Source organism: Sphingobium phenoxybenzoativorans (assembly GCF_001757355.1).
GTDB classification, from domain to species: domain Bacteria; phylum Pseudomonadota; class Alphaproteobacteria; order Sphingomonadales; family Sphingomonadaceae; genus Sphingobium; species Sphingobium phenoxybenzoativorans.
Genome location: NZ_MINO01000049.1, coordinates 1 through 23,505, shown reverse-complemented (window position 1 = coordinate 23,505; position 23,505 = coordinate 1). Strand labels below are relative to the sequence as shown.

23 protein-coding genes are annotated in these 23,505 nt (G+C 60.2%); 11 read left to right on the top strand and 12 right to left on the bottom strand.

The features are described 5' to 3' along the window. Positions 1 to 4: 4 nt before the first annotated feature. The 3 genes from BHQ40_RS18005 to BHQ40_RS17995 form a co-directional block, all read right to left on the bottom strand. Positions 5 to 958 carry an alpha/beta hydrolase gene (locus BHQ40_RS18005; RefSeq protein WP_070157134.1) on the bottom strand — a complete coding sequence of 318 codons (954 nt, stop codon included), beginning with the start codon at positions 956 to 958 and terminating at the stop codon, positions 5 to 7. Further along, on the bottom strand, positions 958 to 2,331 hold the full coding sequence (locus BHQ40_RS18000; protein ID WP_070157133.1) for an MFS transporter: 1,374 nt from the start codon (positions 2,329 to 2,331) through the stop codon (positions 958 to 960). The genes BHQ40_RS18005 and BHQ40_RS18000 overlap by 1 nt, the downstream gene beginning before the upstream one ends. Positions 2,332 to 2,433: 102 nt before the next feature. Then, the gene (locus BHQ40_RS17995) at positions 2,434 to 3,210 is read right to left on the bottom strand and encodes an SDR family NAD(P)-dependent oxidoreductase (protein ID WP_070157132.1); all 777 of its coding nucleotides are present in this window, start codon (positions 3,208 to 3,210) and stop codon (positions 2,434 to 2,436) included. 418 nt (positions 3,211 to 3,628) lie between these two features. Between BHQ40_RS17995 and BHQ40_RS17990 the strand changes: the two genes are divergently transcribed. The 5 genes from BHQ40_RS17990 (at position 3,629) to BHQ40_RS17970 (ending at position 8,228) form a co-directional block, all read left to right on the top strand. Then, on the top strand, positions 3,629 to 4,174 hold the full coding sequence (locus tag BHQ40_RS17990; RefSeq protein WP_070157131.1) for a carboxymuconolactone decarboxylase family protein: 546 nt from the start codon (positions 3,629 to 3,631) through the stop codon (positions 4,172 to 4,174). 141 nt (positions 4,175 to 4,315) lie between these two features. Beyond that, positions 4,316 to 5,704: an MmgE/PrpD family protein gene (locus BHQ40_RS17985; protein WP_083277023.1), complete on the top strand. Its 1,389-nt coding sequence runs from the start codon at positions 4,316 to 4,318 to the stop codon at positions 5,702 to 5,704. Further along, positions 5,697 to 6,494 (top strand): SDR family NAD(P)-dependent oxidoreductase, encoded by a 798-nt coding sequence (locus BHQ40_RS17980; RefSeq protein ID WP_070157129.1) that lies wholly within the window; start codon positions 5,697 to 5,699, stop codon positions 6,492 to 6,494. The genes BHQ40_RS17985 and BHQ40_RS17980 overlap by 8 nt, the downstream gene beginning before the upstream one ends. Positions 6,495 to 6,510: 16 nt before the next feature. Further along, a complete protein-coding gene (locus tag BHQ40_RS17975) occupies positions 6,511 to 7,404 on the top strand; it encodes an NAD(P)-dependent oxidoreductase (protein WP_070157128.1) in 894 nt (297 codons plus the stop codon). 17 nt (positions 7,405 to 7,421) lie between these two features. Further along, positions 7,422 to 8,228 (top strand): N-acyl homoserine lactonase family protein, encoded by an 807-nt coding sequence (locus BHQ40_RS17970; RefSeq protein ID WP_070157127.1) that lies wholly within the window; start codon positions 7,422 to 7,424, stop codon positions 8,226 to 8,228. 12 nt (positions 8,229 to 8,240) lie between these two features. Here the strand turns inward: BHQ40_RS17970 and BHQ40_RS17965 are convergent, their stop codons facing one another. The 6 genes from BHQ40_RS17965 to BHQ40_RS26880 all read right to left on the bottom strand — a co-directional run bounded on the left by BHQ40_RS17965 (position 8,241) and on the right by BHQ40_RS26880 (position 17,062). Next, entirely contained in the window at positions 8,241 to 9,272 is a 1,032-nt protein-coding gene (locus tag BHQ40_RS17965) for an ABC transporter substrate-binding protein (RefSeq protein WP_083277021.1), read from the bottom strand. A gap of 31 nt (positions 9,273 to 9,303) precedes the next feature. Then, a complete protein-coding gene (locus BHQ40_RS17960) occupies positions 9,304 to 12,177 on the bottom strand; it encodes a TonB-dependent receptor plug domain-containing protein (protein WP_070157125.1) in 2,874 nt (957 codons plus the stop codon). Positions 12,178 to 12,359: 182 nt separating this feature from the next. Beyond that, on the bottom strand, positions 12,360 to 13,316 hold the full coding sequence (locus BHQ40_RS17955; protein WP_070157124.1) for a LysR substrate-binding domain-containing protein: 957 nt from the start codon (positions 13,314 to 13,316) through the stop codon (positions 12,360 to 12,362). Between the two features lie 118 nt (positions 13,317 to 13,434). After that, on the bottom strand, positions 13,435 to 15,444 hold the full coding sequence (locus BHQ40_RS17950; protein WP_070157123.1) for a hybrid sensor histidine kinase/response regulator: 2,010 nt from the start codon (positions 15,442 to 15,444) through the stop codon (positions 13,435 to 13,437). Further along, positions 15,441 to 16,931: an ATPase domain-containing protein gene (locus BHQ40_RS17945; protein WP_070157122.1), complete on the bottom strand. Its 1,491-nt coding sequence runs from the start codon at positions 16,929 to 16,931 to the stop codon at positions 15,441 to 15,443. The genes BHQ40_RS17950 and BHQ40_RS17945 overlap by 4 nt, the downstream gene beginning before the upstream one ends. Beyond that, positions 16,928 to 17,062 (bottom strand): hypothetical protein, encoded by a 135-nt coding sequence (locus tag BHQ40_RS26880; RefSeq protein ID WP_290438438.1) that lies wholly within the window; start codon positions 17,060 to 17,062, stop codon positions 16,928 to 16,930. Before BHQ40_RS26880 ends, BHQ40_RS17945 begins: the two co-directional genes overlap by 4 nt. 107 nt (positions 17,063 to 17,169) lie before the next feature. Here BHQ40_RS26880 and BHQ40_RS17940 point away from each other — a divergent pair, with 107 nt between their 5' ends. Beyond that, on the top strand, positions 17,170 to 18,021 hold the full coding sequence (locus BHQ40_RS17940) for an SDR family oxidoreductase (protein WP_070157141.1): 852 nt from the start codon (positions 17,170 to 17,172) through the stop codon (positions 18,019 to 18,021). An 8-nt stretch (positions 18,022 to 18,029) separates the two neighbouring features. Beyond that, the gene (locus BHQ40_RS17935; RefSeq protein ID WP_070157121.1) at positions 18,030 to 18,236 is read left to right on the top strand and encodes a hypervirulence associated TUDOR domain-containing protein; all 207 of its coding nucleotides are present in this window, start codon (positions 18,030 to 18,032) and stop codon (positions 18,234 to 18,236) included. A gap of 204 nt (positions 18,237 to 18,440) precedes the next feature. Here BHQ40_RS17935 and BHQ40_RS17930 read toward each other — a convergent pair whose 3' ends face one another. Next, positions 18,441 to 18,608, bottom strand: coding sequence for a DUF1328 domain-containing protein (locus tag BHQ40_RS17930; protein ID WP_070157120.1), 168 nt, complete (start codon positions 18,606 to 18,608; stop codon positions 18,441 to 18,443). 220 nt (positions 18,609 to 18,828) lie between these two features. Further along, the gene (locus BHQ40_RS17925) at positions 18,829 to 19,545 is read right to left on the bottom strand and encodes a Crp/Fnr family transcriptional regulator (RefSeq protein ID WP_070157119.1); all 717 of its coding nucleotides are present in this window, start codon (positions 19,543 to 19,545) and stop codon (positions 18,829 to 18,831) included. Between the two features lie 192 nt (positions 19,546 to 19,737). Between BHQ40_RS17925 and BHQ40_RS17920 the strand changes: the two genes are divergently transcribed. Together BHQ40_RS17920 and BHQ40_RS17915 are read left to right on the top strand one after the other, a co-directional pair. Further along, a complete protein-coding gene (locus BHQ40_RS17920; RefSeq protein ID WP_070157118.1) occupies positions 19,738 to 19,989 on the top strand; it encodes a hypothetical protein in 252 nt (83 codons plus the stop codon). 64 nt (positions 19,990 to 20,053) lie between these two features. After that, a complete protein-coding gene (locus tag BHQ40_RS17915) occupies positions 20,054 to 20,305 on the top strand; it encodes a hypothetical protein (RefSeq protein WP_070157117.1) in 252 nt (83 codons plus the stop codon). Between the two features lie 156 nt (positions 20,306 to 20,461). Here BHQ40_RS17915 and BHQ40_RS17910 read toward each other — a convergent pair whose 3' ends face one another. Continuing rightward, on the bottom strand, positions 20,462 to 20,644 hold the full coding sequence (locus BHQ40_RS17910; protein ID WP_070157116.1) for a hypothetical protein: 183 nt from the start codon (positions 20,642 to 20,644) through the stop codon (positions 20,462 to 20,464). A 178-nt stretch (positions 20,645 to 20,822) separates the two neighbouring features. Here BHQ40_RS17910 and BHQ40_RS17905 point away from each other — a divergent pair, with 178 nt between their 5' ends. Then, positions 20,823 to 22,739 (top strand): AsmA family protein, encoded by a 1,917-nt coding sequence (locus BHQ40_RS17905; RefSeq protein WP_083277019.1) that lies wholly within the window; start codon positions 20,823 to 20,825, stop codon positions 22,737 to 22,739. Positions 22,740 to 22,935: 196 nt separating this feature from the next. Next, positions 22,936 to 23,505 (top strand): glycoside hydrolase family protein (locus BHQ40_RS17900; RefSeq protein WP_494338027.1); only part of this gene is annotated, 570 nt, incomplete at its 3' end.

Sequence of the window (23,505 nt, the reverse complement as noted above, 5' to 3'; positions counted from 1 at the left end):
CGCTTCAGGCGAACAGCCTGTGGCGCAATTCTCCTGCAATCTGCGCCAACGCCTGCTCGGCGGCGCCGACCTTCTCCGCCCACATCAGGAAGCCGTGGATCTGGTCGCGATACTGTATGTGCAGCACCGGCACCCCCGCCCGCGCCAGCCGCTCCGCATAGGCATTGCCTTCCGCATAAAGCGGATCGAACCCGCAGGTCAGGACCAGCGCGGGCGCGACGGCATCCATCCTTTCGGCGCGCAGCGGGGAGACTCGCCAATCGGCCGCGTCGGCTCCGTTCCGGTAGGCGCTTTTGAACCAGCGCATCACATCGGCGGTCAGGCCGAAACCTTCGGCGTTACGCGCGTAGGATTCCTGTTCTTCCAGCAAATCCGTGACCGGATAGATCAATATTTGCGCTTTTAACGAGATGCCCTCATCGCGCGCCATAAGCGCACAGACCGCAGCCAGATTCCCGCCCGCCGAATCCCCTGCAATCGCAATGCGGCCGCCTTCGATAGCAAGCGTATCCGCATGGCCGTGAAGGTGGCGAAGCACCGCCATGCAATCGTCCAGACCCGCTGGATAGGGATGCTCCGGCGCCAGCCTGAAGTCCACCGAGACGACGGCGATCCCAAGCAACTGCGCCAGGGATGCGCAAAACCATGCCCCATAAGCGAAGTCGCCCAGCATCCAGCCGCCGCCATGCATGTAAAGCAGGGCTGGCAGGGCGGCTTCCCCGGCCTCTCCCAGAGGACGGTAGATACGCACGGGAACGCTCCCGCCTGGCCCGGCGATATCGCAATCATGCTCCCGCACAGGCGGCGGCGCTTTCCCCAGGACCGCCAGCGAAGCGCACACCGCCTCACGCGCCTGCGCAACGCTCAACTGATTGAGCGGCGGCCTGCCGCTCGCTTCGATCAGGTCGAGTACGGCCCGCGCATCGCTATCCAGCTTGTCCTGGAGGGACGCTGTCATCAGATCGCATCCAGCCGCATGCGGGCCGTCTCACGGGTGGAGGTGGCCCAGAGGATAAACGCGCCCGCAGCGCACAGTCCGAAAATCCCGAACACGATGCCCACCGATGCCCCACTGCCCAGGATCGCGCCGACCACGACCGGCGTCAGCGTGGACGCACCCCGCGCCAGCGAGCTGCTGAGGCCGAGCGCGATGGCGCGGACATGGGTGGGATAGGTTTCAGCCGTATAGGGCCACAGCACGATCGACCCTGTGAAGATCGAAAGCTGACCCGCGATCACCAGAGGCACTAGGATCGTTGCATCCTTGGGCAAGGTGAAGCCCAGCGTCAGCAGGGCGATGGCGGCGATCAGCGATCCGCCAATGCCCAGCGGACGGCGGCCGACCACATCAAGGACCAGCGCAATCGTCGGTGCCAGGATCAGGAACAGCATGCTTGCCGTCGCCGAATAGCGCAGCGCCGTGGCGACCGGGATGTGAAAGACCGACACATAGATGGACGGCAGCCAGGTCGTCAGCCCGAAGCTGGCGAAGGAGGTGAAGAACCACAGGAGCATGACGATGGTCGTGCGCCGGCGGAACTCCGGCGCGAACAGTGTGGTCGCGGGCAGTTGGGGCGGGCGCTTGACCGCTGGCCCCTGCACATGGAACTCCGCCGGATCGGCCGCAGCATGTCCGAACTTGCGGAGCGCCTTGGCCGTATCCTCCGCGCGGCCGCTCCGCGCCAGCCAGCGCGGCGATTCCGGCAGGAGCATCACCACCACCGGCAGGAACAGCAATGGCGCTGCGCCTATGGCGAACAGCCAGCGCCATCCGAAATTCGGGATGATGAACATGCTGGAGAAGGATGCGGCGGCATAGCCCGCCATGGTGATGAACTGGAATATGCCGAAATAGCGGCCGCGCGTCGCGGAAGGAGCGATCTCGTTGATATAGGTGATCGACACCGGCAACGCGCCGCCAATCGCCACGCCCTGCACGACGCGCAGGACAAAGAGCGAGTTGTAGCTGGGTGCGATGGCGCAAAGAATGGCCAGCAGCCCCATCCATATAACGGCCGCCAGAAACACCGGCATGCGCCCGAAGCGTTCGGCCAGCGAGCCAAGGAAGATCGCGCCTACAAATTGCCCGGCATATCCTGCCGAAATCAGGCTGCCTGCGGCAACCGGGGCCAGATTCCATTCCTTGGCCAGCGACGGCATGACATAGGCGATGGCGATGCTGTCCCAGGAATCGAACAGCATGATGAAGCCCAGCAACAGCGGCGGCACAATCTTCAGGCGCGCCGATGTGATGCTGTCCAGCGCCGCGCCGACAGCCACTTCCGCGCTTGAACTGGCCGCCGCCGGGTCGCTTGGAGCACCACCGCTCATCTCTTTTCCTCCGGCGTCATTGCCTTGTCTGTTCGACCCGCCATGTCATGGCGCGCCATTATCTTGCCGCCCGGCCGGCGATCCCCGCCGCGTGCCTGTCGATCACGCCGCAATCACGCCTCCATCGATCGAAATGATCGCCCCGGTGACATAGGAGGACGCCTGAGACGCCAGCCATACGACCGCGCCCGCCATTTCCTCGGGCTGGGCCGCCCGGCCCATCGGCACGGTTGACGGCGGTATGTCGGCCGCCTGCTTCCGCCGCGCGCGCATCGTGTCCAGCAAGGGTGTCTGGACCGGGCCTGGGGCGATTGCATTGACGCGGATGTTGTGCGGGGCGAGTTCGATCGCAGCGGATTTGGTAAGGCCCGCCACGGCATGCTTGCTGGCCGAATAAGCGCCGACAAAGGCAAGCCCCGAAAGCGCGGCCGTGGACGCCAGGTTGATGATGGAGCCGCCCTGCCCCCCTCTGAGCATCACGGGTATCTGATATTTCATGCCCAGCCACGCGCCGCGCACATTGATCGCGAACAGATTGTCGAAATCGCTGGCGTTCAGGTCCTGAATGGCGCTCGCCGGTCCCGGAATCCCCGCATTGTTCATGGCGATGTCGATCCCGCCCATCACCGTCTCCGCTGTGGCGACCAGCGCGGCGACGCTGCCCTCATCCCGCACGTCCACGGCGACATAATGGACCGCCTGCCCGGTGGATGCCGCAATTTCCGAGGCCAGCGCTTCGCCCTTTGCCTGATCAAGCCCGGACATGACGAGACTTGCGCCAGCCGCGGCGATGGACCGGGCGCAGGCCAGCCCGATGCCGCTGTCGCAACCCACGATCAGGGCCTTGCGGCCGTGAAGGGAAAAAGAACCGTCGGACATCGCCTATACCTCGCGCGTGGACGGCGCGTCAGGACGGCGCGTCCGCATTTTTCCGAAGGATGGAGGCTGCTTCCCGGCGCGCATCCCTTGCCGCGCGCCTGCGCTATCCCGCCATCTGGCGGGATTGGCCATCGGAAAGCCGACGGCGCCTGATTGCAGACCTGCTTCCATCATCCTCTCTATATCGGCTTTTTTTGATACCGGTATCACACCGTAATGCTTCAAAGCCGGACCCTACCTACCGGAGCCATCCGCAGTTTCAGCATAACAATTTCCAATAGCACGTACGCAGCTTTGCTGGTGCTTCAATGCCCGTGAGGGCGCTAAAGGCGGGTTTCAGCCGACTGCACCAACATCGTCGGCGCGCAGAGAAACCGTGGACCCATGGCAACAGCCAGAGAGACACACAGGAGATGATGTGCCACGCATTCCATATCCCGCCCCCGAAACCCTGTCGGATCTGAAACGTGAAATCCTGTCAGGCGCTTTCGGCAGGGTGCTGAATATCTCCCGGATGGTCATGCACACGCCTGACCCGTTCTGGGCGCCGCAGCGCGCTCTCGGCCGGGCCGCGATTTTCGATGTCACGATTGAACCCCGCCTACGGGAATTGATCATCCTTCGCGTCGCCTACCTGTCGCAGTCCGACTATGAGATTTATCATCATGAGAGCATCGCCGCAGGTCTCGGCGTTACGGAAGAAGAACAGAATGCGCTGAAAACAGGCGATTTCTCGGTCTTTTCGGATGACGAGAAAAGCCTTTGCACCTTCGTCAGCGAGCTGGTCGTCCATGTTTCGCCATCGGACGAAACGCTGGAGGCGATGCGGCAGCGCTTCAGCCTGTCGACCATCTTCGAAATGATGATCATCGCCTGCATCTACATGATGCTGGCGCGCGTCGCCGCCGTCAGCGGCGTGGAAATTGAGGATGAGGCGGTAACATCCTGGAACCTGCCAAGTTGATCGCCGCCGGCCCTTGCGGACGCCCGGCGCTGCCCATGCACGCCCAACGCTTCACAAACTAAGCACTTGTGCCGGACGGAAACGCATCGTATTCATTTTTTGATACCGGTAACTAAAATATGATCTGGAGGGGCGTGAAGATTGACTGGGGCATCGCAAAAACTGTCTGATTGGGTAAGGAATCTACGCTTTGACGATCTGCCCGAAGATGTTGTGACCGCGACCAGATTGCGGGTTCTCGATGTTATCGGCCTGTCGATCGCGGGCGGGCAGCGTCCATTCGGCCGTTCCGTGCGTCAATCCGCCTCCAGCCTGTATCCCGGAAACGACGCCCGCCTGTGGGGCACGAACGGCGCGGCGAGCATGCTCGGCGCCGCGTTCGTCAACGGCGCGCTGTCACAGGCGCTGGAATTTGACGACACCCACAATGAATCCATCGTGCATATGAGCAGTCCGGCCGTCGCGGCGGCGCTTGCGCTGGGCGATCGCCTGGACGCCAGCGGCAGGGGTGCGATCCTGGCCGTCGCCATCGGCAATGAGATTAGCTGCCGGGTGGGCAGCCTCGCTCCCGGCCAGTTCCACAAGCGGGGCTTTCACCCATCGGGCCTGTTCGCGCCCTTCGGCGTCAGTTGGCTGGCATCAAAGATGCTGGGCCTCGACGAACGGCAGATGATCTGCGCGGCGGGCATAACCGGCAGCTTCGCCGCCGGGCTTATCCAGTGCTGGGTCGATGGCACCCACTCCAAATTTCTCCACCCCGGCTGGGCGGCGCAAAGCGGCATAGCCGCCGCGACGATGGCGGGATCGGGCGTCACCGGGCCTTTGGAAGTGCTGGAGGGCCGCTTCGGCCTCTACGCCTCTCATCTGCAGGACAGCAATGTCACGCCCGACTGGAACCGGCTGACCGACGGCCTGGGCGATACATGGGAAAGCCGGAACGCATCGTTCAAGCCCTTTCCCGCCGCGCATGTGATCCATCCCTATATCAGCGCCCTGCTCCGGCTGCGCGAGCGCCACAGCCTGCTGCCCGAACATATCCGCAAGATCCGCTGCGATGTCGCGCCCTATATCGTCGGCATCGTCTGCGAACCGCAAAGCGAGAAGTTGCGCCCGCTGACCGACTCCCACGGCCGGGTCAGCCTGCAATATACGCTGGCCGAAGCGCTGGTCCGCGGCAAGCTCGGCAAGCAAGGCTATCAGGCGGACGCCCTGCGCGATGAGACCATCCTCGGCCTGACGCAGCGCGTCGAATATCGCGTGGACCCGTCGCTGCCCGGCCCGGAGCAATTCAAGGGAGTGGTCGCGGTGGAACTGACCGATGGCGCGATAGTGGAGGAAATAGAGGAGCATAATCGGGGTTCATTCCAAAACCCGATGACCACGCAGGAAATCGTCGCCAAATTCACGGAGAATGTTGACGGAACGCTTTCCGGTGAAAGTGCGGCGAGCATCGTCGACGCCGCCCTCTCCCTGGACCGGCTCGATAGCGTCGCGCATCTGACCGAACTGACGGTGACGGATCATGACTGAAGTCCGAAGCCTTGCCGGCCGCAACGCGCTCATTACCGGCTCTGTCGGCGGATTGGGGCTGGCCATGGCGCGGAAGCTGGCGTCGGCCGGGGCAAACATCGTCCTCCACGGCCTGGACGACCCCGAAATGATCAAACCTCTTGGCCAGGCGATTGAGGATGAGTTCGGCGTGCGCGCCGCCTATTGCCGCGCAGACCTGCGGGAGCCGTCCGCCGTCCGCGCCATGGTGCAATATAGCGGCGAAACCATTGGCCCCGTCCACATCCTGATAAACAACGCCGTCGTCCGCCATTTCGCCTGTATTGAGGATTTCCCGATCGAGAGATGGAATGAGGCGCTGGCGGTCAACGTCACTGCCGCCTTTCTCGCCACGCAAATGGTCCTGCCGGGGATGCGGGACGCGCAATATGGCCGCATATTCAACATGACGTCGGTCTATGGCTATCGCGGGACGGTCAACCGCGTGGATTATGTCACCACGAAAACCGCGATTCAGGGGCTGACCAGGGCCATTGCGCTGGAAACGGCGGGCGGGCCGGTCACATGCCACGCCCTGATGCCCGGCTCGGTCCTGACCCCCTTATGGTCCGACCGGCTCGACCAGATGATGACGGAGGAGGGCCTGACCCGGCCGGAGGCGGAGGTCCGCTTTCTCGACGGCAAGCAACCCAGCGGCCGCTTCGTCGACACGGACAGCGTGGCGGATGTGCTGATGCTGCTGTGCGGCCCGGCCGGCACGGATATGAACGGAGCCATTCTGCCTATAGAAGGCGGATGGCTGGCGCGCTGAAAAAGCGAACTTTCAAATGGAGCATTTGATGGAAGAAAGCCGGAAATTGGGATTCATCGGCCTGGGCAGCATGGGTAGCGCCATGGCGCCGCATCTGGTGAAGGCGGGCCATGCCGTGGTCGCCTGCGACATCAATGAAGCGGCGCGGGCGGATTTCGCGGCGGCGGGCGGATCGGCCGTGGAGAGCGTGATCGAAGTCGGCGACCGGTCCGACATCATCTTCACCAGCCTCCCCTCCCCGCAGATCGTCCGCGATGTCGCCGCGCAGCTTGCCGGGACTCAGGCGCGGATCGTGGTTGACCTGTCGACAATCGGATCGCGCGCCTCGATCGATGCCGGCAACCTGCTCGCCGCTGGCGGCAAGGCGTTTGCCGATGCGCCCGTCAGTGGCGGCCGGGCCGGTGCGCTGAACGCGAAGCTGACGCTCATGCTCGCCGCCGCCCCGGAAATCCGCGACGAGGTTGCGCCTCTGCTGGCGCTGTTCGGCAAGGTCATCACTGTGGGCGACAAGCCGGGCCAGGCGCAGACGATGAAGCTCGTCAACAACATCATGTCCGTCGTTGCGCTCGCCGCCACTTCGGAGGGCATGGCCATGGGCGTAAAGGCCGGCCTCGATCCGAAAGTGATGCTGGACGTGCTCAACGCCTCCAGCGGACAGAATAGCGCCACCAAGGATAAATTCCCGCGCGCCGTGGTCACACGCACCTTCGACTTCGGCTTTGCGACCGGCCTTTCGCTCAAGGACGTCCGGCTCTGCCTTGAGGAGGCCGAGGCTCTGGGCGTGCCGATGATGCTGGGCAACCTGTCCAAGACGATGCTCAACATCACCGCCGCCCAGTTCGGCCCCGAAGCCGACTTCACCATGATGGCGCGGGTTGTGGAACAATGGGCCGGCGTTGAAATAGGCTGAACAGGCGCAGGGCGGCCATGGGAGTTGCACCGTTGGAAGATTGTTACGAAGTTTACGCCGTCCAGTACGGCCATCATGACCGGAACGCTTCGGCCAATTTCGTCGGCGGCGATCCGCACGACCGCCCCATGCCGCTCGATTATTTCGTCTGGGCCATTGTCGGGCCTGACCGGACCTATGTGCTCGACACAGGATTCGATGCCGCCATGGGCGCGAAACGGAACCGGCAGTTGGTGCGCCCGGTCAACGAGGGTCTAAAAACCATCGGCATCGACGCCGCCACCGTCAGCGACGTCATCATCTCCCACATGCATTTCGATCATGCGGGCAATCACGCCATGTTCCCGCAGGCCCGCTACCATCTGCAGGACGCGGAAATGGGTTACTGCACCGGCCGCTGCATGTGCCACCCCAGCCTCAGCCACGCCTATGAACTGGGCGACGTCCAGGCGATGGTCGGCCGCTTGTTCGACGGCAGGCTCCAGTTTCACGATGGCGACAGCCAACTTGCGCCAGGGCTGACGCTGCATCGGGTCGGCGGCCACACACGCGGGCTTCAAGTGGTGCGCGTCAAGACGAAGCGGGGCTGGGTCGTGCTCGGTTCCGACGCGGCCCACCTCTACGCCAATTTTGAGCAGGCGCGCCCCTTCCCGTCCTTCGACAGCATGACCGATATGCTGTTCGGCTTTGACCGGATGCGCGAACTCGCCAGTTCGGAAAATCACATCATTCCGGGCCATGACCCGCTGGTGCTCACGCGCTACCCGCTGGTCCGCGCCGATGCGGCGGGCGTGGTGAGGCTGGATGTCGATCCAGCCCTGTAAAGCGCCCCGATCCTAGGGACGCTGCATCGCTTCCTTCAATATGCTTTCATCGATCAACGGCGCCAGCGCACTGCGCTCACGGGGCGTGCGCCCCTGCGCCGCGGCAAGCCATTTCTCCTCCTCGACCATGACGTCGAGCAGGTCGCCGGGCAAGTCGCAGGGGAAGCGGTGATGCACCCATGACGCGCGGATCAGGTCGAGGTCATGGCCGCTCCTTTCGGCCAGCATCGCCTGCATCTCTCCCGGCGTTTCCCGCGCGGCGCGGCAGCCGGAGATCAGTTCGCGGACGAATGCGACCACCTGCTTGCGCTTCACCGGGTCGACGAGCGTCGAGGCGCGGGCGTTGAGGTTATAAATTTCCCGGTAGACCGGCGGATGGAAGCTGACCCCATTGTCGCCCAGCGCGATGGCCGCGCGTTCCGATTCCGGTTCCCATGTCGCCAGCGCATCGACCTCACCCGCGATCACCGCATTGGCTCCCGCGCTCGCGGTCAGCGGGACGATGGTCACATCGGCTTCAGTCATGCCCGCCTTCTGCAATATCTTGTGCAGATAGAAGGCGGCGGAGGTGTTCGCGAACACCGCGATCCGCTTGCCTTTCAGATCCTCAAGAGATGCGATGCCCGACGAGCGGCGCGCGACAACGCGGTACAGCCCCTCCGTCACCGTCAGGATTATGCGGACATCGGGGTAGCGCAGCGACATGCGCAGGACCTGGGTCTCTGCATTGCCCGCCAGATCGGCAAGGCCGTTATTGGCCGGGGGCGGGCTTCCCGCCGCATGCCCCCGCACCGATCCGCCCAGTTGCGGGTCCGGCGCATTCCAAAGATTTGGGACACCGCCGCTCGCCGTGACGACGGCGCCGGGGCCGGCTTGTTTGGCCGCCCATAGCAGCGGGCCAAATTCAAGGACCGAACTATGCCCAAACACCGCCAGAGGGGATGGCGGTGGCGGCGGTGTATCGGCAGGCGATGTCCCAGGCGCGCACCCGAAAAGCCCCAGGGCGGCAATGCCCGTTAGTGCAGCCGCCCTGATACCCATCATCTTTCTCCTGAAACGCTGCGTCTTTTACAACTTAGTACCGGACCCGGATGCCGCCGCGATAGGCTCTGCCGACCAGATCATAATAGGTGCCGTCGAAGGAGGGGAAAGGCGGATCGGTGTTGAGCACATTGTCCACCGTCGCGAACAATTCGATCTTCCGGTCCTTCTCCTGGTCGCTGAACAGAGAGACCTTGCCGCCCAGGTTGAAATATACCCGGCTGGGAATGTGGTTGATGTTCACGCTGGTCGCGGTTCCGGGCACCGCGTCGGCCGCCACCTTGCCGCCGTTGATATAGCGGGCCTGCAGGTTGACACCGTAATTGTCGGTTTCATAGGCCAGCGTCGCATTGACCGTCAGGTCGACGACGCCCGTCGGCGCACTGTTGATCGGCGTCGGATTCTCGCCCGACCGGTCGACCGCCCCGGTGGCGTCGGTCAGCGTGAAGTCCCACACATAGGTCGCCAGAACGCGGGCGCTCAGATTTCCGGTCCACAGCGGCATGCGATAGGACAGCTCGAAGTCGACACCGCTGGTCTGGAACCGGTTCAGGTTCAGATAGGGCGTGGACATTTCCGTGATGACGCCCGCCGGGTTCGGCCGGGTGATCAGGGCGCAGCGGTCGGCATTGCCCGCGATACAGGCGTCGAGGATGACCTGCGCTTGCGACGTGCTGATCACGCCATCAATGTCGATGTCGTAATAGTCGGCGGAAAATTGCAGGCCGGGCGCCCAGGCTGGCTGATAGACCAGACCCGCGGTCAGCGAATTGGCGACCTCCGGCCGCAGGTTGAGGTTCCCGGCGGAGACTGTGCGCACGGTATAGGCGGAGCTGGTCACTGGATCGAGCACGCGGGCGTTGGTGTTACGGCTTGGTTCGAACAGTTCGGTCAGGTTGGGCGCGCGCACATCCCTTGAGCGTGTGGCCCGCAGTCGCAACTCATCGTTCAGCGACCAGTTCACGCCCGCCTTCCATGTCCATACGCTGCCCGACAGGCCATATTTTGCGTAGCGCGCCGCCGCATTGACATCCAGATGCTGGAATATGCCGGCATCGCGGGCCAACGGCGCAAGCACCTCGACATAGCCTTCCGTGACGTCGAAAGCGCCGTCGACGAAGGATGAGTTGACGCTGGAGAAGGCGCGTGCTGCCTCTAATGGGCTGGGCACCGACCGCAGCGTTTCCCGGCGATATTCAGCGCCGGTCGCGATCGAAACCGGTCCTGCCCAGGTGGAGAATGGCTCGGCCTGAAGGTTTCCGGCCAGCACCGTCTGGGTCGTTTTCTGCCTCTGGAGGGACAGGCCGGTGATATAGGCTTTCGCGGCGTCGGTCGGATTGTCCGTGCCGAAGATATTATAGGGCACGCACCCCGCGGCGGCCTGCCGCACCTGCGCATTGGTGCTTAGCAGATCGCGGCACACCGGCACGGAAATGCCGTTCTGGGTGATTGTCGTCACGTCGATGGCCCGCCGCCAATTCGCCTCCAGCCGCTGGCCGACAACGCCGCGGACATAGCGGTTTTGCCCATATTGGGCATAGACGTCCCACTTGATGTCGCCGAATTTCCCTTCCGCGCCCACCACGCCGCGCAGCGTTTCATTCATCTTGCTGACGAGCTGCTGCAGATTGTCCGTGCCGAAATGGCCGAACTGGAAGGATGTCAGCGCCGGTGTCCCCGCCGGGCGGGTGGCGTTGTAATTGTCGATCGCGGCGCGCGTTTCGGCCGGGATGAAGGGGTTGTCCGTCCGCACGACGATGGATGTGAAGGCGCTGGTGCTCGGCGCGGCGGACCCGAAATTGCGGGTGCCGACATTCCGTATCGTCCAGTCGACCTTCGAAAAATTGCCTTCCGCGAACAGGGTTGTGTCGCCGGTTTCATAGCGGACCCGGCCCATCGTCACGATGCGCTCATGCGGTTGCTTGATGTTGACGCCGGTCCAGGAACTGATGCCGTAATTGTCGCCGCCAATCTGGTCGTCGCCCCATACCTGCCCGAAATTGAACTGATAGGGCGTGCCGCTTGGCGTATAGGCCGTGCCGCGCAGCGGACCGGTGGTGATCAGGCCGTCGGGAGTCAGCGAGGAATAATGGACATTCTTCGACCAAATTCTGGCCGGGAGGCCGTTTGTGGCGTAGTTCGGGTTGGAGACGAACCACCATTCCTCGCGGCCCCAGTCGCGATTATAATTGTCGCCGACGCCCTTGTCCTTGGAATATTCGCCGCCCAGCAGGATATGGCCCGCGCCATCGGCGAACTTCAGCCCTCCGCCCAGGGACAGCTTCATGTTGAAGCCATCGCCTTCTTCGGAAATACCGGCCTGCGCCTGACCGTCCAGCCCCTCGAAATCCCGTTTCAGGATGACGTTGACGACACCGGCCACAGCGTCCGAACCCCAGGCGGCGGATGCGCCGCCGGTCACGACCTCGCTCCGCTCGACCATGAATGTCGGGATCATGTTCAGATCGACCGTCCCGACGTTCGACGTCGGCACGAAGCGGCGTCCGTCCACCAGAACCAGCGTCCGGTTCGCGCCCAGGCCGCGAAGATCGGCGAAATAGCCACTATTGGTGAAAGTGCGCGCTGCGGACGGGTTTTGCGACGGCCGGAAGGACGGCGTTTCCTGCAGCACTGCGCCGACGCTGAGCGCCGCGCGATTTTCGATCTGGTCCTTGCCGATGACGGAGATCGGCGTCGGCGCGTTGAACCCGTCGCGAACGATGCGGGAGCCGGTGACCACGATGTCCTGCGTCTGCGCCTCGTCCGCATCCGCCTGCTGGGGCAGCACGGCCTGAGCGGCGGCGGAACCCGAAGTGGCCTTCTCCTGCGCCCAAGCGGCAGGCGCGGCGATGGCGCTCGCTGCAACGCTGCAGGCTAGAAATAGTCTGGTTGACGAAATGCGCAGCATCTACCCCTCCAATTTTGTTCCCGTCTTTCGCGGTCGAATGATGGGATAGTGCGAGGCAGGTGGTGAAGTCGCTGAATTCCTCGTTATTCTGGATAAGGTACAGGCATGGAATGGGTGCCCGCTATGCTTTTTTCCTTATACGTCCTAATTTTCCGCCCCCGGCGCACGGAACGTCTTCACTGTCAAACGGCCGGAGAAGGCCCCAGCGCATGGTCTGAATCAAAGTCGCGGATCGCGCGCCGCACGACGTCCGGCGTCAGATGCGGAGCCACCGATCCCAGGAAATCCAGCAGATAGGGGTGCAGGTAAGTGCCGGGCCGCAGCGCAACGCCGATCTCGCTGGTCGGCAACACCATGCTGGCGTCGCGCGCCTCGATCCCATGGTCGCGCTCCGCGTCGAAACTGAGGCCCGCCAGGATGCCGATGCCCAGGCCCATCCGCACATAGGTCTTGCACAGATCCGCATCCATGCCGCTCATGGCGATATTGGGTTCCAGCCCGGCGGCGGCGAAGGCCTTCCACACTTTCAGCCCCTTGTTATGCCCGTCATAGGCGATCAGCGGATAGCGGACGATTTCCTCCAATGTCAGTTCGGGCACCGACAATATCGGATGGGTTGGCGGTGCGACCACGCAGAAGGTGAGGTCGCGGCACCGCAGGCGCAGGAGATTGGGAAAGCTGCCGCCCGCCTGCGTGCTCACCGCCAGATCGGCCTCCCCCGCCTCCACCTGCGCGCAGACCTGCTCCGTATTCCCCTGCCGCAGGATCAGACGCACATCGGGATAGCGCGCCAGAAAGCGGCGGACGACATGCGGCAACAGGTAGCGCGCGGGCGTGTGCGTGGTCGCGATCGTCAGCGTGCCGCGATCGCCGCCCGCAATATGATCCTTCAGGGTTTTCAATTCCCCCAGATTGACGGCGATGCGCTGCGCGATCGAATGGACGATCGTCCCCGCCTCGGTAAGCCCGTTGATCCGGTTGCGCGTCCGGGAGAATATTTCCAGGCCCAGCTCCTGCTCCAGCAACTGTATCTGTTGGCTGACGCCCGGCTGCGACATGCTGAGCGCCGCCGCCGCCGCGGACAGGTGATTCCCGTGCCTGACGATCTCGACCACATAATGCAGTTGCTGCAGATTCACGCATGCTTCCCATCGACCGGACCCACGCCATGTCTAGCGGGTCAAACGCCATGGCGCGATGGCAATTTACTTATAGCGGCCGCACGGATGAGAAGGCATCGGCCGGGCCGATGGAAGATCACAATTGCGCCAAGCTCAGCGCCAGATCGCTTTGTTTGAAAGGCTTTGTCAGCCGCGGAAGGTCGGGTGAGATACCCTTTGTTTCGGCGTAGCCAGATATCACGAGCACCTGCGTCTCCGGGTTTGTGAGGCGAACGCGCTTCGCAAGCTCGGTGCCAGTCATCCCTGGCATCAGATGATCGGTCACGAGCAAGTCGATTGTTTCTGTTCCTTCAAAGAGTTTGAGAGCATTCTCAGCCGAACCGGCCTCGATCACAAGATAGCCTAGTTCGCCGAGCATATGGGCCGTACTCGCGCGTACCAGATCCTCGTCATCGACCACCATTGCCGTGCCGCGGCGGCTGGCATCGAACGCGACCTCGGGCGCATGTTGTCGCTCAGGAAGCTTGTCAGTGACCGGAAGCCAGAGCTTGATGCAGGTACCAGCTCCGATCTCGCTCTCGATCAGCAACCCACCGCCCAATTGAGCGACAAGGCCGTGGACCATCGACAGTCCGAGGCCGGTCCCTTGGCCGACACCCTTGGTGGTGAAGAATGGCTCGATGGCTTTGGCAATCGTTTCCGCGCTCATGCCCGATCCAGTGTCCGCAACGCTCAACTGGACATAGGAACCGGGCGCAAGCTTGGCCACGTTTTCCGCCGTCACGGTGTCTTTAATGGCGCGAATGATCAGAGAGCCGCCATCGGGCATCGCATCGCGCGCGTTCACGGAAAGGTTGAGCAGCGCCATCTCGATCTGGTTTGCGTCGGCGTGCGCCGGCGGTAGCGATTCAGCCAGATCGAGTGTCACTTTCACGCGCGGACCACAGGTGCTGACGATCAGGTCGCGCATTTCCTCGACTAGCGCGGATATATCGACAGCCGTCGCCTGAAGCGGCTGTCGACGTGCGAAAGCGAGTAGCCGCTGCACAAGCGTGCGTGCACGCTCGGCGGATTGCGCAGCACCTTCTATCAACCGTTTTTCCCGGTCGTTGCCGAATCCGCGGCGCATGAGCAAATCGAGGCTGCCGACGATCGGTGTCAGCAGATTGTTGAAGTCGTGCGCGACGCCGCCGGTCAACTGACCCATCGATTCCAGTTTCTGAGACTGGCGCAGCGCTTCTTGAGCGAGTTCCAGCGCGCGCGTGCGCTCGACCACCCTTTCCTCCAGCGTCTCGTTAAGTCTGCGCAGGCGCTCTTCGCTCTCACGGAGCGCGACCTCCATATTTCGTCGTTCGGAGATGTCGTTGAACAGGATCGCAACGCGCTCCGCCTCAGGCTCGCCCACCCGAAACGCATATACGTCGTACCAGATATCCCCAAGCGCCTCCGCGTGCTGCTCAAAGCGCAAACGCTCCCCGGTGAGCGCAACCCTCCCATAGATGTCGAACCAATGTTGCTCGTGAGCGGGAACAAGCGACCGCATGGATTTCCCGACGGCATCCTTCAGGCCGGTTTGCCGTTCGAATGCAGGATTTGCCTCGATGAACACATAATCGACCGGCCGCCCTGCGTCATCGAACACCATATCGATAATGCAGAAACCGGCATCGATCGAGTTGAACAAGGATCGATATCGATCAGCGCCACGGCGCAATTCTTCGAGGCGCGTACGCGCGTCATACTGACGTCGGCGGCCACGCAGCGCGGATTGTGCCAGGCTGACGAGCGTGGTCGGATGGAACGGCCGTTCGAGGAAGGTGACATTGCCGAGGACGTCTAAGTGCCGCTTTGCAGCCGGATTACGCTCGATGCCGCCCCCGCGCTGCGTTAGCAGAATGAACGGAAAATCGGACCATTCAGGCTGGCTGGAAAGCCATGCCGCGAGCGGGTTGAGATTTGCGGTGCGCAGACCTTCTTCCACAATTAAGGCAAAGCCCGCGCCTTGCACCAACTCGGCGACGAGTTCTGGGATGGAATGTGCAGTCGTCGATCGCAGGCCTGCGTCGTAGAAGATCGTAGCGGCAATCGCGGCGTCGCGACCATGAGGAGCCAATATGACCGCACGCTCTGAGAGATGGGGAATCACCGACGCTCATCTTCAAGAAGCGCAGATGAATTGTCGCCGCCGATAAATGTCGGCACGCCACGCAGCACGCCTTGGAAGCTGGCCAACGGCTCTCCGAGCCTTATGCCATAACTGCCAATCCTATATTCGCGGATCGTGTCCTCGTGAACGCCGGTGCGCTTCTTGATGATCGAGATTGCGCGCCGCACCCGGCCCAACGCCTCGAAATACCGCAGCAGTATGACAGTATCGGCGAGATAGGTGACATCGACCGGGGCCTTCATGTCACCGACCAAACCATGCTGAGCCACGGTCAAGAAGGTCGTCGCGCCTTGGCGGTTCAGATATTGCAGCAGTTCGTGCATATGAAGAATCAACCCATTTTCTTCCGGCATCGCCGCGCGATATCCGTTCAGGCTATCGACAATGACAGTTCGCACGGCATGCTGTTCGACGCACGTCCGAACACGCTGGGAAAATTCCCCAGGGGACAATTCTGCCGCATCGACCTGTTCGACGATGAGGCTGCCGTTATCTACCAGCGCCTGCATGTCGATGCCGAGGCTCTTGGCGCGATTGAACAGCAAGCCGATTTCTTCGTCGAATACGAACATGGCCGCGCGTTCACCGCCTGATATCGCTGCGACTGCAAAGATTAACGTAAGAAGGGATTTGCCGGTTCCCGCAGGCCCCAGCACCAGGATACTTGATCCACGTTCAACACCGCCGCCCAGCAATGCGTCGAGTTCCGCATTTTCGCTGGTCAGGATATCACGGCTGAAGTCCGTCTTGTGTTCCGCTGACACCAGACGCGGAAACACACGCACCCCGCCTGTTTCGATCACGAAATCGTGGTAGCCGCCCCTAAAGCGGCGCCCACGATATTTGATGATCCGCAGTCGGCGACGCTCCGAACCATAGTTGGGCGAAAGCTCCTCCAGCCGCACCACGCCGTGTGCGACGCTGTGGACAGTTTTGTCTGCCGTGTCCGCAGTGAGATCGTCGAGCATCAGCACCGTCGCTTTCTGCGTCGAGAAAAAATGCTTCAGCGCAAGGATCTGGCGCCGGTAACGTAGAGAGCTTTGCGCGAGCAGGCGGATCTCAGACAGGCTGTCGAGGACGACCCGGTCCGGCTTTACGCGGTCGAAAGCTTCGAAAATGCGTCGCGTCGTCTCGCCCAGTTCCAGGTCGGACGAGTAAAGCAGACTCTGCTGCTGCTCTTCGTCGAGCAGATTTTCCGGCGGAATGAGTTCAAAAATCTCAATGCCATCAAGATCCCAACTGTGGGATCTGGCGCCCTCACGCATCTCATCCTCGGTTTCGGACAGAGTAATGTAAAGGCAGCGCTCGCCGCTTGCGGCACCTTCGTTCAAGAATTGTGTGGCGATCGTTGTCTTCCCGGTGCCGGGGCTGCCTTCGAGGAGAAAGACACGGCCACGGGACAGGCCACCGGCGAGAATGTTATCGAGACCATCAACTCCGGTGAGTGCAAAAGAGACTGTCGTCACGATTGTTCCATCAAGTGCTGCGGCCGAAATGCCCCGTCCCGGAGGATCACCGAAGACACCTTGAAAACGGCGACACTATCAATCGGTTCCGAAACGATCGCGGGAGATGGGGTAAGGGCCTTGAGCGGCATCGATCGTCTCCTTCGCCGTCGGCCACCGCGCAAATGCGATCATCCGATCACTCCCATGAGAACTCTTTGACGCCGGAAGGGTTCTCTCGTTCAAAGGAGATACCATGATGACCGAGACAACAGAGATGGTTCATGAAGACCGGTTGCCGGGCCATGAGAGCAAGCTGGCCCCCAAACCCGAATGGCAACCACGCTATGAGGGTTCGAACCGGCTTAAGGATAAGGTCGCAATCATAACCGGCGCGGACAGCGGTATCGGCCGTGCGGTAGCCGCACTGTTCGCCCGCGAAGGCTGTGACATCGTGATTGTATATCTCCTTGAGGATGACGACGCCGCCGAGACTAAGAGGATAGTTGAGGCCGAAGGCCGCCGGGCGATTACCATTCGGGGCGATATTGGAGAGAAAGATTTCAGCGACGAAATAGTAAGGAGGACGCTTCAGGCGTTCGGTCGCGTCGAGATCGTCGTCAATAATGCCGGCGAGCAACATCCTGACAAGGACATCACCGGCATCACCGAGGAGCAACTGCGCCGCACCTTTCAAACCAACATTTTTGGCATGTTTTTTCTAATCCAGTCGGCCCGTCCGCATCTCAAATCGGGCGCCGCCATCATCAACTGCACCAGTGTCACCATGTATCAGGGCAGCAAGGAATTGCTGGATTACAGCTCGACCAAAGGCGCGATCACAGCATTTACGCGTTCGCTGTCTGAAAATCTTATTGGTGAGGGCATTCGCGTCAACGCCGTGGCGCCAGGTCCGATCTGGACACCGCTAAATCCCTGCGGCGGCGCGAGCCCCGATAAGCTTGAACATTTTGGCGAAAGCACGCCGATGGGTCGGCCCGGTCAGCCCAACGAAGTTGCGCCTGCATTCCTGTTCCTGGCTTGCGAGGATGCGAGCTATATGTCGGGACAGGTGCTTCACCCCAATGGCGGTACAATCATTAACGGCTGAGGCGCATCATGGCGAAATCACTCCGGCAAGGCACCAGGGTCAGATGGGAAAGCCATGGCGGCAAAGCCCATGGCAAAGTTATCAGGAAACTTACCGGGCGGACCAGGATCAAAGGTCATCAGGTTTCGGCATCGCGGCATAATCCCGAATATCTGGTCGAAACCGACGAGGGCAAGCACGCGGCACATAAGGCTGGCGCACTTGCCAAGGACTGATGCGTTGGATGGTCGTCATGGGACTTTTTCGGCGTTACGGCCTGTGACCATTCCGAGGAAACTATTGGCGAGTTGATCCTATCGGGTGGCGATGGCGCGGTTTAAATCGTGAGACGGCGTAAAATAAGCGCCGCCTCACATTCTTTCGTTTATTCCGCTCGTCCGGTTTCTGGATATATCCTGATCTAATAAGCGGCGAACTGATCAGGGGACTCTCGTTCCCCGGCCAAACAGAAAGCCAATCACCAAGACAATAGCCGCTACCACCAGAAAAAGCTTCGCGAGGTCCGCAGAGAGACCTGCCACACCGCCAAAACCCAGAAGCGCAGCAACCACTGCGACAACGGCAAATATTATGGCCCATCGAAACATAAAGTGTCTCCATTCCGAAAGCGTTGCGTCATTCCAGTCGAGGTACGCCGTTTTCAGAACCTGTGGACAAAACCAATGTTCCACATCTTTTTTACGCAGGAACGCACAATCGTTTCGAGGAAGATGTCTCCCAGCTCTGGCCGTCCATCGGTGATCTCGAATAACTGCCATATGTGCGCGAATTAGGCAGTTACTTCTCCCTTCCCGCAAATCGCAATAACTAGGCGGCGCTTTCGATGAAAAGATAGGAGGGGTCGAATTCACTGAGTTTTGCAAGAGCTGCGCGATCATGCATGATAACTTTACCGGCAGTAAAACTCATAAGCCGGCGTTCTTTGAGCTCGCGGAGCATGCGGTTCATATGGACTGGCGTCATGCCGCAAGCCTCGCCCAGATCAGGCTGAGTCATTGGCAACGTAAACATCTGCCCGTCGCTTCTACCGACAGCACGTAGCTTTGCCTCCATTTCGCAAAAGAAATGGCCGACACGGCTCACCGCATCAAGACGGCCCAACCGGAAAATCCATTCCCGGTGCATGGCAGCGTCAAGAAGCGTGCTGAACCATAGCTGTTTGGCAAGGATTGGCCGCTCTTCCATAATCCAGTTGATCCGGTCGCGCGGCACGAGAGCGACCCGGCATGCAGTAAGTGTCGCGATGTCATGGTCCAGACGTTCAAGGGGATAGCCATGCAGATCGACGAAGTCGCCAGCCACATGCACAGCGACCAGTTGCCGTTCGCCATCGCGGTCATCCATGTAGCGGCACATGAAACCGTCAATGAGATAGGTGCTGAACTGGACAGGTTCGCCTTTCAATATCAACGTGGATCGCGCCTTGAGATCCTTGACGTGACTCACTGACGCTTCAAGGATTTCCAGGTCATCATGCGAGAGCCGGTCGCGCCTTCTCCCTCGCAAAAAATCATCCAGCAGCATGAATCGGCTTCATTGCGATATCCACCATCGAGCCATCCTAGTGTGACTTTTCGCGTGAGTCCAAGCGGCTGAGATTACAAATCAAACGGACCGGAAGGAGTTTAATCTTGATTAGTGGGAATGGGAACCAGAATGCTCCACATCCCTTTTTCGCTCTAACAGCCCCCTTTTAGTGCTGCTGATGAGGACGACATGGACAGCCGACTGCACGATGAGCCCAGCAATGTAGTTGCGGACCGGGGAGAGGTGCAAGTGAGCGGCCCGAATGGCGTTGCAATGTCCTTGACGGCAGATGCTGCAGAAGAGACGGGTGGCCGGCTGATCGAGGCGGCAGGAGAGGCCCGCAAGCAACTGGCCATGCAAGTCATGAAAAAATCCAGCTTGGCGAACAATGACCAGCGCAGAGGAGGTGCGCCTATCATCAAACACGACCAAGATTCGTGATGATCGAAATCAGTATGCGAAACTTGACCGGCCTTGGATCGTCTCCTCGCTAAAGGAGCGCTATATGTTCACCCAGCTAAATCCGCCGATTCCGGTCGATATTATCGATCGCGGTTCTGGTTACGCCTTTGCCGTGATCGACTATGGTCAGGAGCATAATTTGATTTGGGTCACCGCCATCAACGAGACGGGCGAAATCTGGTGCGCTCCCAACCCCAAGGTTCGTATGCATCGTAACTGGACAATGGGAAGAATGGCCAATGCATCAGGCATGGTCGCACCCGTCTCGGAACTGACCTGTGAGCCAGCAGAATAGCCGGAGACGCCTATGTCGTTTCAGAATTATATAGCACAGCTTTTCTGAACCAATGATGCGCGCCGAGTATACGAACAAAAAACTGTCTTAATCTCTCCAAGCAGCAAAATTGTAGAATATTCATAAGAACCCCCGCCATAGCGGGGGTTCGCAAAGTCAGTCGCGCTTCTGGCTACCTGGTTCGGCCGTTTTGGGGGCTTTGCCGTCCTCCATCCGCCCTTCGTTGCGAAGATCGCGACCCTCCTGCGCTTTCTCACGCGATTTTGCCGACTTGCCATGCTCATAGGCTTCTTCTTTTATATAGCCGGCGGCTTCCTTGACTTCACCTTTGATGCTCATGGAACTCTCCTGTTATGCTTGGTAACGTCGTATCCTGACCAAGACAAAAGTGCTCCAAATCCCCAGAAGGTCCGCAAGTTGATCAGGATCAGTACGATTGTGACCAGCAGCCCAGCAATATATTACCTGTGGATCGGCATACGAGCCTTGCGAAACACATGTGCGGCGCGCGCGTTCAATGGCGATGACAACGGGACCGGGTGGAAGCCAACAGCGCTGGATCGTCTGGAGTGTGATGGCTTTGGGCGCCCTTACCGCCCTGATGCTGGCAATCCTCGCAGCCTTTCCTCTTGCTGTGCTCAAGGGTCCCATAGAGGCGCTGCTTGAAAACAGCCTGGGCGCCAAAGTTTCGATCGGTAGGATCGAACGCCGCGAATGGCTATCTTTAGCTCCCACGATCTTTATCGATGATCTGGCCGTTGCTCAGCCGCCATGGGCCGGACAAGGAAAGATGGTTCGTGCGCGAAGGGTGGAGGCGCGTGTCCCCATATTGGCATCATTGGCGAGCGGCGGGGTTCAAACTGACAGCCTGGTCGCGCACGGTCTAAAGCTTGACCTCATCCGCGATGTTAACGGACGGTCGAATTGGGAAGGTCGGGAAACTGCGGCGGGTCCCAGCCACAAGCCCAATCTACTTACAAAACTTGTCATATCTGAAGGGCAACTGTCTTTGCGAGACGACAAGCGGTCTCTCGGGCTGAAGGGTTCTCTCGTATCAGATGAGAGGGGATTGCGTATTGAGGCGCGGGGTCATTTTCATAATGCGCCTGCCACATTCCTATTATCGGGTGGCAGGCTTATGGACCGCGCCGGCAGCGAGACCTATCCGATCAGAGTGGAAATGGCCTCATCGCTACTCAACCTCGTTGCGCGCGGCCGAATGAACGGTCCTTTGAATTCCCGCTCAATGGCCCTGGACATTCATGCAAAGGCGCCAAGCCTTCAATATCTGGATGATATCATCGAGGCAGGCCTCTTTGGTTCGCGGCCCATCGATTTTACAGCCAAAGTTCGACATGAGAACCGGGATTGGTTTGTCGATCGCTTGCGGGGCCGCATTGGTCGCTCGCCGCTAGACGCGCGCGCTTCAGTGCTCAAGCGGGATGGACGGTCAAAGATCGATGCTGTTGTGCACTTTGCCGCTTTGGACTTTGATGACCTTTCAGACATGAAGGGCCAGGCGGAAGCGCGGGCTATTGAAGCGAAAATTGGCCAACGCGTGATACCAGACACAAGGATCAACATTTCGAAAGTGGGACCAACTGACGGGATCATCAAATTTCGCGCTGACAAATTACTCCTGCAAAATTCTGCCTTCCGGTCGCTCAAAGGTGTGATCAGCCTGGAGAGCAAGCTTTTGAAGGTCAGCAATATTGTCGCAGACATGTCGAGCGGACACATGCGTGGCAATCTGCAGATCGACCAGCGGGGCAATGTCAAACACCCCCGGCTTTCAATCGATCTGGCCTTTGAAAATGGTCGTCTTGAAACGCTTGTCGGCTCAACCGACGTCACCGGACCGCTGCGCGGACGCGTGAAATTGTCCGGAGTTGGTGACACAATTCGTGAGGCGCTGTCGCGATCGGATGGCCGTGCCGGTCTGCTTGTAAAGGACGGCACAATAAAGCGCATATTTGCGGCCGTGCTGGGTCAAGATCTTGGGAGAGCGATCGGGACAGCATTAAAAGAGCGCGATGCCGATGTGCCGCTTCGCTGCCTCGCCGTAGCATTCGACGCAAAAAGCGGCGTGATGACTCCATCACCTTTCATTGTCGATACTGCCATTTCCACAGGTGAAGGACGAGGAACAATCTCTCTCGCATCAGAAAGAATCGCTCTGACGATTAGGAGCCGATCAAAGGATCCAAGCGCGTTACGCCTTGTAGATCCGATCGCTGTGGGCGGGAGCTTTTCAGCACCAACGCTTAGCGCTGCTGGAACACCGCCGGGAAGCAAGATCACGCCTGGTTCAGTTCTCAAGGCGTTCGGCAAATCCATCGGCCAATCTTTGGGTATGGGCAAGAAGGACCAGACTTCGGTTCAGAAGGCGCCGGCCGTGAAGGATTGCGATGCGCTCGCGCGCCATATCCTCTGATTATTGTGATTGATGAATTGCATCCCATCGCAAGGTGGAGCGTTGCTTGGTACATGATATATCTTCATCGGCATTCTCCATGCGGCGGCCGCAGAAGCGCTATCACCGGTCGGACTTGGATAAAGACTTACGGTGCGGTCCTCAGCCGCCAACGTCGCAAGATCATCGGCATCCCTCAAAATTCCTAGGATAAACTTTGCGCTTTCCCGTCGATCAGTTGATATTTGGGCCAGAGGATGTTGATCTCTCGCATTCCCCCCTGGCGGGCTATCTCGATCGCGAGACCTATGTGCTGGGCGCGTTCAATCCTGGTTTGACAAGACTGGCGAATGGCAATTTGCTGATGATGGTCCGCATTGCCGAAGCATTACGAAACCCCGTAGAAAATGGATATATTCATAGCATCCGTTTTACTGACGGGAGCTATGTATGCGACGCTTGGCCCCTCGATAGCGTCGATATATCGGACCCGAGAGCATTCAGCTTGAACCAAGCCAACTGGAAGACTTTGGCTTTGACATCCCTGTCCTGGCTACTCCCTGTTGAATTGTCCCCCGATGGTCTGCGTGTCGAGGCAGTGCATTATGATCGCGTAATCGCTCCAGCCGGAAATTGGCAATGTTATGGCGTTGAGGATGCGAGAATTAGTCATGTTGAGGGACGCTGGCTAATGACCACCTGCTCGGTCAGCCCAGAGCGACAGGCTACAAGCCTTTACAGCTCCGCCAATGCTCTCGATTGGAAATTTGAGAGTATAGTCCTCGAA